Below are 13747 nucleotides of genomic sequence, written 5' to 3' on the forward strand. Positions count from 1 at the left end.
TCATTATTGGCTACTTTAATCTCTTTTTCCTTTTTGTCAACCCTGATACCTGAATTCTTACGATAAAGTTAGGTTCTAGATTAATTTTAATCAATTCGGGATAAGCTAAAGCCATTCCTTCAAGGCTTTCGGGGACATAATTATCGGGATTATTAATTAATTTTTTCATAATTAATTGTTTTCAATTAAAACAGTTACAGCCGCAACTGCAATTAGTATTTCATCATTTTTATCCTTCAATTCTGCGATCGCTCGTCCCTCAACCACCATACCACCAGTCTCTACAGTCAGGGTTTTCCGTCCAAAAGGCAAGACAGCTAATACCTCTTTTTCCCTAACTTGCTCTGGATAAGGTACTGCTACTTTAACTTCTACAATCATTCGATCGGGATGGCTTAAACCAGCCACTTCCCAAACTCCAGGCAAGGCATTGTCAGCAATAGCATTACGTACTGCCCTTGCTGCTGCTACAGTAGGGTCTTGACCATGTTGGTCTACTCCCATACCCATTTCAATAATTAAACGTTTACGCTCTACAGTCATTTAAATTAAAATTTTAAATTAACAATACTCATGCCGTAGTTGTTTCACAGTTATCATTCTAAGTTTTTCTCAGTTTTTTGCTTGCCTTTAATAGCAATCTAGTTTAAGAATTTTCTTGCTGCTGCTGAATTCAACTGCAAAACAGAAAGAGCGATCGCTTTTCTCTTGTTGAATTAGGAAGTCCACAACTCGAGCTGCTTAAACCAACTCAGATCTCGATAATCTAATGTCCACACTGAAGCCTAGTGCTGAGTGGCGATCGCTACATTAGTTGATTTCTGTCTGATGGTCTAAATAAAATTAGTTGATCGGTAGGTTTTCTAGTTTAGTAGTGCGATCGCTCATTATTTTTAGTTTTTTATCTTTGTTTAAAACTATTAACTAATACACCTCATCGTGATTGCCAATATCAACTAAAACAGTGTTGCCATCATCTGTGAAAGTAAAAAAAAGTTCGTCGTATTCTACGCTAAAGCTCCATAAATCTTTTAGTTTTCCCGATAATTTATGAATTCTAAGACTTGGATCGAAAGAATCGTTGGTAAACACTTCCAGTTTTGACCAAACTCTTGATTCTAATTCTTTTTTTTCTTTAATTCTTTTTTTGAATGCTCGTCGAAAAGATGAACTAAAGCTAACTTTAATTCATTCATTAATCTTCCATTAGTTGTTTTAATTCATCAATATTCGAGGAAAAGTTTAATTCACCTTTTTGTTGTTCGCTGTTAAATTATTTTGAAATTAATTTAACATAATCTCACTGGTTTAAAATCGCGATCGCTTGTTGTGCTGCATCCGCATGGTTATACGGCTGGGCGATGAACAAAGCAATACCCAGCATCATACTGGCTTTGCTGGCGTAGATGTCCATATTTTCGATCCCACCTGCCTCTTTCCAAATCTTCACCTAAGCGGGAAAGACCACTATTTAGCTCACGAGCGTCAATCTTGTTAAACGAAGAAATTACCCTGCGAACACCACTATCTAGGTATAGTTCCGGTCTCGCCCAACCAACTGCTGCAAATGAGTCTGACAAGTCATTCGGCAAAGGAAAAGGAATCACATTCACCACACTATCTGCAATCGTTTGAATCTCCTCTACTAACTTTGGAATTGGTAAAAAAGTAGATTTAACCTCTCTAGTAAATGAGGGGAAATACTCGGACAACCAGAAGCTAGAAATCATCTCTGGATCGTATGTAAAGAATACAATTTGCCCATTACCTACAACTCTGTGAATCTCGTTCAACGCTTGTCGATAATCTGGGAAATGGTGAAAAGCAAGCATGATGATAGCTGCATCTACTGCTCGATCGGATAATGGTAGGTTCTCAGCGTATCCATCGATCCATTCAATTGCGGGATGGGAAATTGCCTGATTCCGCATTGTCGCTGAAGGCTCAATCGCTAAAACACGATACCCATGCTTGGCTAGAACAAGTGCATAAGAACCCGTACCAGCACCAATATCTGCAACAGTAGAAACCTGTGAGGATGCTAAAATCTCTAGCAAATTTTCAGCAATGCGCGTATCGCTTCTTCTCGTTTGGGCATAGGTTTTTCCGATCGCGTCATAGAGTGCCATCCTGTCTTCTCAAATCGTTGCAGTAAATTTACACTTGCTTGCATTACACTAACGCTACATTAGAGGCACACTTCCTTACTGCTGTTACTGAATCCAACTGCAAAACATTAATAGCGATCGCCCGTACTTCAGTTTTACTCAAACTCTCAATCATAGCTTTAATTACAGGTATAGCAGGGGGGTTAACACTCAATTCGTCTACTCCTAACCCCAATAAAATCGGCACTGCTTGAGGATCGCTGGCTAACTGACCGCAGACGCTGACGGTAATTCCTGCATTGTGAGCAGCATCGACGGTTTGGCGAATCATTCTCAATACCGCAGGTTGGTAGGCATCGGCTAAGGCTGCAACTTTGGGATTGGTGCGATCGGCTGCCATGATATATTGACTGAGGTCGTTAGTGCCAATACTGAAAAAATCTACTTCCTTTGCCAACAAGTCAGCCATAGTCACAGCAGCAGGGGGTTCTACCATAATACCGATCGCAATTTCTGGATCGAAATTAATTTTACTTTCTCTCAATTCTGCTTGTACTTCTAATACTAGTTGTTTGGCTGCTTTGACTTCTCTTACGGATGTCATCATCGGGAACATCAGTTTGATTTTATGTTCTGCAGCAGCTCGTAGTATGGCTCTTAATTGAGTTTTAAAGAGATCGGGACAATCTAAACTCTGACGAATACCGCGCCAGCCCAAACCAGGATTAGTTTCTGCGGGGAGATTTAAATATCCAACGGGTTTATCTGCACCGATATCGAGGGTGCGAATAGTTAGGGGACGCTCTTCCATAATTGCACCTATCTCGGTAAAGATGTTGAATTGTTCTGCTTCTGTTGGAGGATTAGAGCGATCGAGATACAGTAATTCAGTTCGCAATAACCCCACTCCATCCGCACCGCATTCTAGGGCATAGGTAGCATTATTTAAACCCACAATATTAGCTAAGACTGGAATTTTATAACCATCTAGGGTAATTGCTTCGGAAACGATCGCTTCTTTAAGATTACTTTGGGTTTGTATCTGTTGGCGTTGTTCCGTATTGGGTTCGAGCCAAATTTGACCAGTTGCTCCATCGATCGCGATTTCTGTCTTAGGTACGATAGAAAATAAATTTTGTCCTACTCCGACAACCATCGGTATTCCTAACTGACTGGCAACCAAAGCACTATGAGCCGTTGCATTACCCCCAGCCAGACAAATTCCCGATACCTGACCCAATTTTAGTTGCGCTACTTCGGAAACGGTTAGATCGTTAGCAGCCAGAATTACTCCTTGAGCAATATCAATGGGTTGTTTATCTACTCCTAATAAAAGACGCAGTATTCTTTGTCCTACATCTTCCACATCCGCAGCACGAGCTTGTAAATAAGAGTCTTCCCGAGCTTGATAGGATGCTGCTAGTTCTGCGATCGCTTTTTGCCAAGCGGTGGCAGCAGTTAAGGATTGCTCGAAAATTAGTTGGCGAGTTTTCTCGATTAATTCTGGGTCTTTTAAATAAAGTAAATAAGCGTTAAAGATACTGGCAGATTCTGCCGATCCTTCTTGGACGAATCGTTCTAGTTCTTCAATTCCCTGACCGATCGCTTGTTGTAGTTGCTGCCATTCTCGGTCAGGGTTGTCTGTTGTTTCGTCGATCTCTTCTAGGATAGGAGGTTGATAGAAAAAGACTGGTGCGATCACTTTTCCGGGAGCAGCAGGAATACCTGTTAGGAAGGATGGAGTGGATAAGGAAAATGGCGGCTGGAGTAGAGATGTTGCATCTAAGGTCTGTACAGTTGATTCGCCAAATTCTGCTGCGATTAATTCCTGTAAAGCTATTAAAGCTTCAGTAGCATCTTCCCCCGTAGCGGTAACAGCTATTTTGTCTCCCTGACGCACTCCCAAGAGCATGACTTGATTGATGCTTTTGGCACTTACTATCTGACTTTGGGTAGTTAGATTTTGCAGCTTAATTTCGGCTGAAAAACTAGAGGTTGTTGTTACCAACTTAGCTGCGGGGCGAGTATGAAGCCCATGAATATTAGGTACGGTAAGTTGTATTTGGTGTTCGGGGATAGTCATTTTTACCCCCCTAGCTCCCAGATCTTGAGGGAAACTATTATCCAAGTTTTCCTTGTCCCCTCTTAACTGGGATGTTTTGGCATTCAGAGAAGCTTGAGCCGATGCCATAACTCGCTCTAGGGAGGCACCAGATGTTGCTTCTACGACTGCGGCGATCGTTCCTTCTACCAACGGAGCTGGGCATAATCTGACTTTCTCGCGCTCCTCTTCTGGGAGAAATTCCACAGCCATTTCTGCACTCAGAATGGCACTCCCTAAGTCCATTAAGACAATTACTCCTGCTGAACTCTTACCGATTCGATGGCAGCCTGAATCTGAAGTGGATCGGTGCCAAAGGGATTTTCCGGGTCATCTATTCCTGCAGCGAGCGCCAAAGAAATATCGGTCTGAATCATTTGTTGGGCTAATTCTATGACCCCCGCTGCTAACTTGGCACTATGGGAAACAATAACAATCCCAACCATATCATATTCGCCTCATTAATCTTTTGTCTTATACATACATTTGTACTTAAATGAGGTTCTATTTTAAATCATTTAGGTCTAAACAGAATTTTGGTGCTTTCTCTTCTCAATTATATTTATGGGTAATCAAGCCGATTCGATCTAATCTGCTTAGTTTTACTTCATTATTCCGCTTCCTCGAGTGCTTCTTCGACTACTGGAGGTACTAAAGCAACGGCGGCAATCGCATCATCGCCATCGAGTTTTTGTACTCTAACTCCCGTAGCGTTACGCGATTGTTGAGATATAGCATCTACTGCTTGACGAATCATAATGCCTCGGTTGGTAATAATGAGGAATTCATCTTCTGGATTGACTACTCCAATTGCCGCTAGACAGTCTTCAGCAGATTTAAATTTAATCGCTCTAACTCCCATGCCGGCACGGTTTTGCAGACGAAATTTAGTTATGGGAACTCGTTTGCCATAGCCATTGGTGGTAATTGCCAGCACCCAAGGTCCTCGCTCACCTCCTTCGGAAATCAATTCTTCTGTGTCCTCGTCTTCGTCGTCACCGCTAGCATCGATGGTTGCCACAATTTGAGCGGGAATGATATCCATACTAATCAGTTCATCTTGACCCTTAAGCTTCATTGACTTTACGCCTTTGGTCGCTCTCCCTAGAGGACGTAGCTGCTGATTGTTAGCTTGAAAATGAATTGCCATTCCCTGACGAGTGCCAATAATGATGCTGTCTTCTTCTGTTGCCAAACGTACCCAGCGTAGTTCGTCACCTTCTTCTAAGCAAATGGCGATTAAGCCGTTAGAGCGAATGTTGCTAAAGGCAGAAAGTGCGGTTTTTTTGATATTACCTTTACTGGTCAGCATCACCAAATACCGTTCGGGGTCGAATTCGCTTACTGCTACGATGGAAGTAATTTTTTCCTCCTGGGAAATAGGCAGCATCTGCACTATAGGAATTCCCCTAGCGGTGCGAGAGGTAGCGGGAATTTGGTAGGCATAAAAAGAATACACTACACCCCGATCGCTAAAAAACAAGACCGTATCATGATCGCAACAGGTTATAAAGTGTTTGACTACATCATCGTCTTTAATTTTGGCAGCAGCTTTACCTCGAGTAGCCCGACTCTGAATGCCAAAACTGCCTACGGGCATCCGCTTGATGTAACCCTGTTCGGTTAACAAAATTACTGACTGTTCGTTAGCGATGAGATCTGTGTCTAATAGTTCTCCTTCACCCTGAAGAATTTCGGTGCGACGTGGAGTGGCATGAGTATTTTTAATTTCTGTAACTTCTGTCTGAATTATTGCCTCAATGCGCTCTCGTCTTGCCAGAATATCTCTCAAATCGGTAATTTGACGCTCCAGGTCTTCGTGTTCTGCCTGAATTTTTTCTGCTTCTAAAGCAGTCAGCCTTCTGAGCTGCATTTGTAAAATAGCATCGGCTTGAGTTTGCGAAAAACCAAATCTGGCAGTTAATTCTTCTCTAGCTGTAGAAGTATCGGCAGCATTGCGAATCAGCTGAATAATAGCATCGATGCTTTCTAGAGCAATTAACAAACCCTGTAATAAATGGTCTCTTTCTTCGGCTTTCCGCAGTTGATACTGAGTACGTCTGGTGATGGCTTCAATGCGGAAGTCAATAAATACCTGCAGGAATTGCTTGATGGTTAACAGTAGAGGTTCGCTACTGACTAGTGCCAACATATTTGCCCCAAAGTTGGCTTGCAGGGGAGTTTGTTTGTAGAGATTATTTAGTACGACGCGGGGATAGGCATCCCGTTTGAGTTCGATGACAATTCTCATGCCGTTGCGATCGCTTTCATCCCTAATATCGGAAATCCCTTCAATTTTTTTGTCGTTTACCAGGTCGGCAATTTTTTCAATTAGAGAAGCTTTATTAGTTTGATAGGGCAGTTGAGTAATAATAATCGCTTCTTTTTGTTGTCCGCCTCTGGGAGAAATAGTTTCAACTGATGCCACTCCACGCATGGTAATCGAACCCCGACCTGTAGTATACGCATCTTTAATTCCCCCTCGTCCGATGATTTGTCCTCCTGTGGGAAAGTCGGGACCCTTAATATGCCGCATCAACTCGCGATCGCTTATTTCGGGATTTTGAATCAGAGCGATCGTACCATCGATCAATTCTCCTAGATTGTGAGGAGGAATGTTAGTTGCCATCCCTACGGCGATCCCCGAAGAACCATTAAGTAGTAACTGGGGAATTCTGGCAGGAAGCACCACTGGTTCTTGTTGCGAACCGTCAAAGTTATCGGCAAAATCTACGGTTTCTGCTTCGATATCCCGCAATAAAGCATCAGTAGATAGAGCCTGTAGGCGACACTCGGTATAACGCATTGCCGCCGGGGGATCGTTATCAATGGAGCCAAAGTTGCCATGTCCGTCAATTAAAGGACTCCGCATCGAGAAACTTTGCGCCATTCTGACTAAGGCTTCATAGACCGCAGTGTCGCCGTGGGGATGATATTTACCCAATACTTCCCCGACTACACGAGCACACTTGCGAAACGGACGGTCTGAAGTGAGTCCCAATTCGTACATGGCATAGAGAATGCGACGATGAACTGGTTTGAGACCATCCCTAGCATCTGGTAGAGCTCGTCCTACAATTACGCTCATGGCGTATTCCAAATAAGAGCGAGACATTTCGTTACTCAGATCGGTGGGGATAATCCGTTCCTGGGAAGTGGTCATATAATTAAAAACTCCAAATATATGCCATAATTTGGATTAAAGGCTAATAAATTGCGCTTTTGTTGCTTTTTTAGCCTGGAAAACCCAATAAATTTGCATTTTATTCTAAAATTTTAACACAAAATGCCCCTCAAATGCAGGAAGAAGCGAGCCGCCCCACAAGGGCAAACTCATGGTTGTTTCTGTTGGTAGTTATACTGTTTCTCATAGAGTCGACTCGCTCCTATTTTCCCGTTAGCTTTAATTTTTGCTGCAGTTTAAACAGCGATCGCTGCAACCATAACTGCTTAATACGCCAAGAATTTAGCTCGGGAATTGGAGAATTATTTGAGGTTTGAAAGTCAAAAAAACGATTGATTTCCTCGAAAATAGTCATTAATCGCTGGCTCAAATGTTCGCGACGATATCGAGCGAAAAAAGACTCGGGCAATACCAAATGGTCGTCAGATTCTAGAACGGTCGCGATTCTCTGTAGATCGTACTCTAGAGAATAACCGGCAATTTTATGACAATTAAAGCCAGGATCTAGATAGTCAGCCAGAGCGTGATTGACGCTAGAGAATACCTGACAACCACAGGCTAAGGCTTCTAGAGGCGGTAAACCAAAACCTTCGCTAACGCCACTCGTCGCCCAGTATTCGGCAGAGTCATAAAGATAAATTCGGCTGCGATTAAACAGCCCTGCCAAATCTTTCACGTAACTGTCTACCAGTTCGACGCGAAAGCGCGATTGCATGGCGGGAACTAGTTTCTGGAGTAAATAAGTTGAAGATTTGCGAGTCTGCACCAAAACATCGATATCTCGCACTCGATTTAAGTTGCGAAACTCATCGCTAATTTGGTTGGGCAAATAGAAAATTAAATTATTCGCTCCTTGTTGTCCCCAATATCCCATCGTGTTGCGACTGACGGTAATTATGGGTATATTGCCTGGTAGTCTAAAACCGTAATTTGCACTATGGGCGTGATAGACGAGATGATAATTGCTAAGTCTAGCTACCAGTTGCGGTACATCAAAGCCCCAGCCAATAATAAAAATACTGTTTTCTAGACCGCTACCCTGTAAAACTGCTTCAATAAACGAATAGTTGGCTTCTCGTTGCCGATAAGTAACAATTTCTGCTTCGCAAATCTCCCTTGCCAAATTATAGGTCTTGATTTCTGCCCATAGCCCACCACCACTAAACTTGCCTGTAGTTCCTGGCAGTAAAAAGTAGAGTTTTCTCATTTAAATTCAACCTTCACTACTGTCTGAGGCTAGCGCTCGCGTTGTCGCTCGGGCAAATCGTTCATTAATTATTATTCTGCTACCAGTAGCCAAATAATAAAAGTCGTCCCCACAAAAGCCTCATCCTCTGCCAAATTATTGGGGCTAATTAATTCAATTTCGCCGTTCATCTGTTCCACCAACTCTTTGGCGATCGCTAAGCCCAAGCCACTACCGAGAATATCTCCTTCTGCCTGAACGCCGCGATAATGACGCTCGAAAATATGTTCTCTGTCTTGGGGACTAATTCCGCAACCGGTATCTTTAATGGCAATTCCCAGCCAGTTTTGCTTGTCGGTCGAACGCCGACACGTTAATATCTCTACTTTACCCCGAGCAGGGGTATATTTCAAAGCATTATCGATGAGATTATTCAAAACTTCTCTTAAAGCTTTTAAATCACCCCGAACTAAAGGTAAATTCTCTGGAAGATTAGTAATTAAAGTAATGTTTTTTTCTGTGGCGATCGCTTCAACTGTATCCAGTAAAGGTTCTAAAATCCGATCTAAGTCTACTGGTGCCGATTTGGTCTTAGATTCGGGTAACAAAAAATTGCTGCCTACAGCATCTTCTTCTAGTAAAGGTATGGAAGTCGCGCTGAGAGTTAGAGGTATCTCTCGATTTTCCTCATGGTCTATTTCATTTTCAAATTGTTCGAGTAATTCGGCAAAACGCTCGCCCTCTTTGAGGATATTTTTCGCAATCGAACGGTCTTTTTCTGGTAGAGAATGTTTGAGCAAGAGTTTACTAAAAGTTTTAATTGCCGTTAGGGGATTGCGCAACTGATGTAGCAGATCGTCTAGGCGATCGCGACCGATACGGCGCAGATTTTGTTCTGCCGCTAAGCGTGCTTGAGTAGACTGATACTGTATATCGAGCCACCTGGCTAGCGCCATAGTCCGGGCAATTTCTTCTACTGATGCTAATTCTGCTTCCTGCCAGTTGCGGTCTTGGCGTTCGGCAACTAATAAACCGAAAATTTGTTCTTCATACATTAAAGGCAAAAGCAATCTTCTGCCTTGAAGTTCTTCATTCCATTCTGATGTCTTAGCAGTAGCGATCGAGCCCATTTTGGGATCGCCGGTTAGCAGACGAGGCGAAGTATTTGAGAATTGAGTTGGTTGCTGCCAAATTTCTGATAATTTAATTGGCGGTAATTCTAAGAAACTCTTGCTATCGGTTTGGGGATAGATTGCAAAGGGAAACAGTCGCGCCTGCCAATCTTCATTTAGTCCTGAGGTTAAATAAACCACACTGCAAACAGCACCTACTCTGTAATCCAATAAAGCCATTTGAGATTGACACAAAGTAGCGAATTGGGAACTGGCAAGACGAGAATAAGACATAAAAGTTTGATGGACTTAGTTGTAAACAGGATAATCCAAAATTAATCCGACTGGATGCAACCGCAAGCGGATATATTATTAAATTTAGAGGGCTAAAAAACACTCCGCTCTTTCTATTTTGCTGATTTTCTTAAAAAAATGTAAAGGCTTATTAGGAAAAGTTGCGCGGTTTAAAAACTTCAATCCTACGAGCTATAGCAAGCAAAAGTACGATTAATCGAGCTTCTGTGCCAATTTTTCGCCTGGCATTTACTAGTATAGATGCTTGATTCTTTAAGCCTATCACGATACAATTCCTAAGTATTCTGTAACTATGATTACAACTATTTAATAATTAAATAAACTAGGAGGTAAGCGGATTGGCAAGGAAACGCAAACGTAAGAGCCGCCGTCGTCAAGAGGGACGCAAAATCTTAGAGCTTGTACCAAATTATAATATTGAAAGTGGTGATGAGAAACCCGTGACAGCTGCTCGCAAATATATAGCTTCTCTCGGCATCGTCCCCCCAGCTTTATTAATAGTAAAAAGAAACGAACACACTACAGACCGTTATTTCTGGGCTGAAAAAGGTTTGTTTGGAGCGCAATACGTAGAAGAAAATCATTTTCTTTTCCCAAGTCTGCAAGCGTTCGACCTTCAAGAATCAGGTAAAAACCAAGTAGTTGCCACAGCAATAAGACATTAAAACTATTTATTGTATATATTGGCAACTCCGGAAAAATGGCAATCGACAGGAGGCTATCTCCAGCCTCCTTTTTTATTTCTCGTAGTATTAAATCGTCAAATTGCTTCTACCAATCTATCATTTGAAAAGTTGAATTTTCTCGTAACTGAATTAATTCATCTCGATGAGCGGTAATGCTCAAAAGTTTTCGCTCTTCTGACTCGACCTTCAGTATAACTTTTTCCCACCGTCCTGCTTTACGCCAATAAAAAATACCCGAAATTGGTGCTAATGCTAGTAATAACCAAAACCAGCCGCCAAACCTGGGAAAAAGTAAAGTCAATACTAAGGCAATACAAGATAGACCAACTACCGCCAAGATAGTTAATAAAGTTGCTAAAAACCAACTCGGTCGAACGAAACCTTGGAATGTAACCTGCTTTTGAGTATCATTTACTTCTACTAGTTGATAAGCACGAGCCTCAAAGTGCTGTTGCAATCGAGCGATTAAAAGATCTGTAGACTCAACTGCTTTTAGTTGAATTTGCTGGGTTCGGTCTTTGACTGAAGCACGAATAAAGAAAAATAATCCTACTACCATGAGTAAGGTCAGTAGAAAAGTTGAAGCAGTAATCAGGGAGTTCACAATTTTAATTAAACTTGACAAGCAAACGAACGGTCGATTATTTTCGGTCAGCGTAGTAATGACTGTAGTAATGATAGCCACGAGAACTTCGATTGACCTGATTGGCAACTAATCCCAAAACAGGAACGTTATATACTCTGAGATTATCAATATTTTGCTTGAGCAGAGCGCGATCGGTATTACCAATTCTGACGACTAGAACCACACCATTGGTACGAGATGCCAAGATGCGACCATCAGCGAATCCCAAGATGGGAGGAGTATCGTAAATAATCAGATCGTAATCGGATTCGCTTTTCAATTGTTCCATCAAATGTCCCATTTTTTGAGACGAAAGCAAGCGTGTGGGATCTGGCGGTAGTTCTCCTGCTGTAATTACCGATAGATTTTCCCACTGAGGAACTTTAAGCACTGCATCATCCAAATCCACACCGGTAGCTAGAATATTGCTCAATCCTACTTGATTGGGAACTCCGAGCCAACTATGTACTTGTGGACGACGCAAGTCGGCGTCAATTAACAACACTTTTTGCCCCATTGCGGCAGCTGCTTGAGCTAAGTGGCTGGAAATAGTCGATTTGCCTTCAGAAGGAACAGAAGAACTAATAACAATAGAACGAATTGAAGTGTCCGAACCCAATAATTTGATGTTGGTATTTAGGGAACGGAAAGCTTCTAAAAAAGGAGAAGAGCCGTGCCATTGGGGTTGAGCTTCGGTGCGATCGCTTGAAGTTGAGGAACTGTCGATCTTGAGGGTAGTGTTACCAATGTTCAATTGTGGGATGCCAAATTTTTCTGTCTTGGAAAGGGTTACGGACTCGCCTAAAGGTTTGAGGTCTTTTTGTATGGGAATAGTACCGAGTATTGGCAGTTGAACGCTTTCTTTAAGTTCTTCAGGAGAGTGAAACACGGGATCGAGGCGTTCTGCTAACAAAGCTGCACCCATTCCCAACAGCAAACCGCCAAATAATCCTAGAGTCAGATTTCGAGGAGTATTTGGTGAAATGGGGTTTTCTCCCAAGTTCGTCCGGGCAATTAGCTGCCAGGGTGAACCCTGTTTTGCTCCTTCAAGTTGAAGCTCTTCTTGAGCGGCAAGAAAACGATTTAAACTCTCTGTAGCTACCGTTAGTTCTCGTTCTAAGTCCGTGTATTGACGAGCAATTACTGGCATCTGCTGGATTTGTCGTTCGAGTTTGGCGATCGCGTTTTGTAGTGCCTGCTCTCTAAGCGATAAAATTTGAACTTTGTTGGCAGCCTCGATATATTGCTTGCTCAATTCCAATCGCAAAGTACTGGGAGATGCGATGTTGGAATTATCGTTGACTGAGTTAGATAAAGTATTACCAAAAATTGCTGCTGCTTCTTTTTCTAGTAAAGGCAAGAGTTCTTTTCTTTTATCTTGTAATACTTGTATGTTAGGATTATCGGGCAAAAAACGTGCTGATTCTTTTGCCAACTCTACTTCTACTTCTTGGAGCTGGTCGAGTAAATTTTGATATCGAGGGGATTCGCTCAGATAACTGGCGGCTAATGCTTCTTCTGGTGCTAATCCTAGCTGTCCCTGAAGTAAATCGTATAAAGATGAAGTTTCATTGAGCTCGACTTGAGTTTCAAAGTATTTTTCTTCGAAGTTTGCCAGTTTTTCAGCTAGAAACACTGCTCTTCCTTGAGGATCGAGTAAATTATATTGTTGGCGAAATCTTTGCAATTTAGCCTGTAATTCATCTACTCTAGCTCTGACTCCAGGCAACTGCTCATCTACAAAATCGATACCCTGTTTGACCTGAGCTTTTTTTTCGTCTACAGAATAAGTTAAATAAGCTTCTGCTAGATTATCGAGAACGAAAGCAATTTCTTCAGGATCGCCATCGCTATAGGATACTTCCAAAATTTTGGTTTGGTTTAGCTGTTCGATCTGTAGAGGAGAATCTTTGGAACCGATGAGTTTTTTATACTCAATTTCGGGATATTTAGCGTTAAGCTCGGCAATTATTGGCTTTAGAACGCTAGGGCTTTTTAATACTTCTATTTGAGTTTCATAATCTAGACCAGATGAATCTTGAGACAGAATTGATAGAGGGGAATCAGTTTCATCTTGGCTTACCGGCTCTACCAAAAGCTGAAAGCTACCCCTGTATACAGGCTCTTGGATAAAAGTCAAAATCGCCGAAGTTGCAGTCACTCCAATAGCTATTCCTAAAATCAGCCGCAGCCGATGTTTGAAGACGATGGCAAGCTGCCGCAGATCGATACTTTCCTCATCTTCATCTATTGAAGCGCGATCGGAAATAGGGAAAGAAGTTAAATAACTGGTGTTGCCATTTTTGACTTGATTGCTATTGCCATGTCCATTTAATATGGCAGAATAAACGGGACGTTCGGAATTTGTATCTGGCACGCTCGCTAATCCTCACAACACAAATTAATTTTTAGCTAGTGGCATAGTAACTT

The 13747-nt window shown here is 42.1% G+C and carries 11 protein-coding genes and 1 pseudogene; 1 reads left to right on the plus strand and 11 read right to left on the minus strand.

What is annotated here, in order from left to right:
- Positions 1 to 10: 10 nt before the first annotated feature.
- From ACLFKQ_RS07080 to ACLFKQ_RS07120, 9 genes and pseudogenes are all read right to left on the minus strand, one after another.
- The gene (locus tag ACLFKQ_RS07080) at positions 11 to 169 is read right to left on the minus strand and encodes a hypothetical protein (RefSeq protein ID WP_448999123.1); all 159 of its coding nucleotides are present in this window, start codon (positions 167 to 169) and stop codon (positions 11 to 13) included.
- Positions 170 to 171: 2 nt separating this feature from the next.
- Complete coding sequence (locus tag ACLFKQ_RS07085) at positions 172 to 543, minus strand: Lin0512 family protein (RefSeq protein ID WP_448999124.1); 372 nt, start codon at positions 541 to 543, stop codon at positions 172 to 174.
- A gap of 381 nt (positions 544 to 924) precedes the next feature.
- Positions 925 to 1188, minus strand: coding sequence for a type II toxin-antitoxin system RelE/ParE family toxin (locus ACLFKQ_RS07090; RefSeq protein WP_448999473.1), 264 nt, complete (start codon positions 1186 to 1188; stop codon positions 925 to 927).
- A gap of 158 nt (positions 1189 to 1346) precedes the next feature.
- A complete protein-coding gene (locus ACLFKQ_RS07095; RefSeq protein WP_448999125.1) occupies positions 1347 to 2129 on the minus strand; it encodes a class I SAM-dependent methyltransferase in 783 nt (260 codons plus the stop codon).
- Between the two features lie 43 nt (positions 2130 to 2172).
- Positions 2173 to 4299, minus strand: a complete 2127-nt coding sequence (ptsP, locus tag ACLFKQ_RS07100; protein ID WP_448999474.1) for a phosphoenolpyruvate--protein phosphotransferase — start codon at positions 4297 to 4299, stop codon at positions 2173 to 2175.
- 57 nt (positions 4300 to 4356) lie between these two features.
- Positions 4357 to 4655 (minus strand): annotated as a pseudogene (dhaM, locus tag ACLFKQ_RS07105) (dihydroxyacetone kinase phosphoryl donor subunit DhaM); the annotation flags it as partial.
- Positions 4656 to 4819: 164 nt separating this feature from the next.
- Positions 4820 to 7372 (minus strand): DNA gyrase subunit A, encoded by a 2553-nt coding sequence (gene gyrA, locus ACLFKQ_RS07110; protein WP_448999126.1) that lies wholly within the window; start codon positions 7370 to 7372, stop codon positions 4820 to 4822.
- Positions 7373 to 7595: 223 nt separating this feature from the next.
- Positions 7596 to 8600, minus strand: coding sequence for a glycosyltransferase (locus tag ACLFKQ_RS07115; RefSeq protein ID WP_448999127.1), 1005 nt, complete (start codon positions 8598 to 8600; stop codon positions 7596 to 7598).
- A 71-nt stretch (positions 8601 to 8671) separates the two neighbouring features.
- Positions 8672 to 9985 (minus strand): sensor histidine kinase, encoded by a 1314-nt coding sequence (locus ACLFKQ_RS07120; protein WP_448999128.1) that lies wholly within the window; start codon positions 9983 to 9985, stop codon positions 8672 to 8674.
- Between the two features lie 359 nt (positions 9986 to 10344).
- Here ACLFKQ_RS07120 and ACLFKQ_RS07125 point away from each other — a divergent pair, with 359 nt between their 5' ends.
- Complete coding sequence (locus ACLFKQ_RS07125; RefSeq protein ID WP_448999129.1) at positions 10345 to 10671, plus strand: DUF3155 domain-containing protein; 327 nt, start codon at positions 10345 to 10347, stop codon at positions 10669 to 10671.
- A gap of 106 nt (positions 10672 to 10777) precedes the next feature.
- Here ACLFKQ_RS07125 and ACLFKQ_RS07130 read toward each other — a convergent pair whose 3' ends face one another.
- Both ACLFKQ_RS07130 and ACLFKQ_RS07135 read right to left on the minus strand, forming a co-directional pair.
- On the minus strand, positions 10778 to 11296 hold the full coding sequence (locus ACLFKQ_RS07130; protein ID WP_448999130.1) for a cofactor assembly of complex C subunit B: 519 nt from the start codon (positions 11294 to 11296) through the stop codon (positions 10778 to 10780).
- A gap of 37 nt (positions 11297 to 11333) precedes the next feature.
- The gene (locus ACLFKQ_RS07135; protein WP_448999131.1) at positions 11334 to 13694 is read right to left on the minus strand and encodes a GumC family protein; all 2361 of its coding nucleotides are present in this window, start codon (positions 13692 to 13694) and stop codon (positions 11334 to 11336) included.
- Positions 13695 to 13747 lie beyond the last annotated feature (53 nt).

The sequence above is a fragment of the Myxosarcina sp. GI1(2024) genome, from assembly GCF_053543375.1.

Bases quoted from the DNA above. Each gene is read 5' to 3' on its own strand.
- ACLFKQ_RS07095 (WP_448999125.1), bottom strand. From the start codon at position 2,129: ATGGCACTCTATGACGCGATCGGAAAAACCTATGCCCAAACGAGAAGA.
- ACLFKQ_RS07085 (WP_448999124.1), bottom strand. From the start codon at position 543: ATGACTGTAGAGCGTAAACGTTTAATTATTGAAATGGGTATGGGAGTA.
- ACLFKQ_RS07120 (WP_448999128.1), bottom strand. From the start codon at position 9,985: ATGTCTTATTCTCGTCTTGCCAGTTCCCAATTCGCTACTTTGTGTCAA.
- gyrA (WP_448999126.1), bottom strand. From the start codon at position 7,372: ATGACCACTTCCCAGGAACGGATTATCCCCACCGATCTGAGTAACGAA.
- ptsP (WP_448999474.1), bottom strand. From the start codon at position 4,299: ATGGCATCGGCTCAAGCTTCTCTGAATGCCAAAACATCCCAGTTAAGA.
- ACLFKQ_RS07080 (WP_448999123.1), bottom strand. From the start codon at position 169: ATGAAAAAATTAATTAATAATCCCGATAATTATGTCCCCGAAAGCCTT.
- ACLFKQ_RS07115 (WP_448999127.1), bottom strand. From the start codon at position 8,600: ATGAGAAAACTCTACTTTTTACTGCCAGGAACTACAGGCAAGTTTAGT.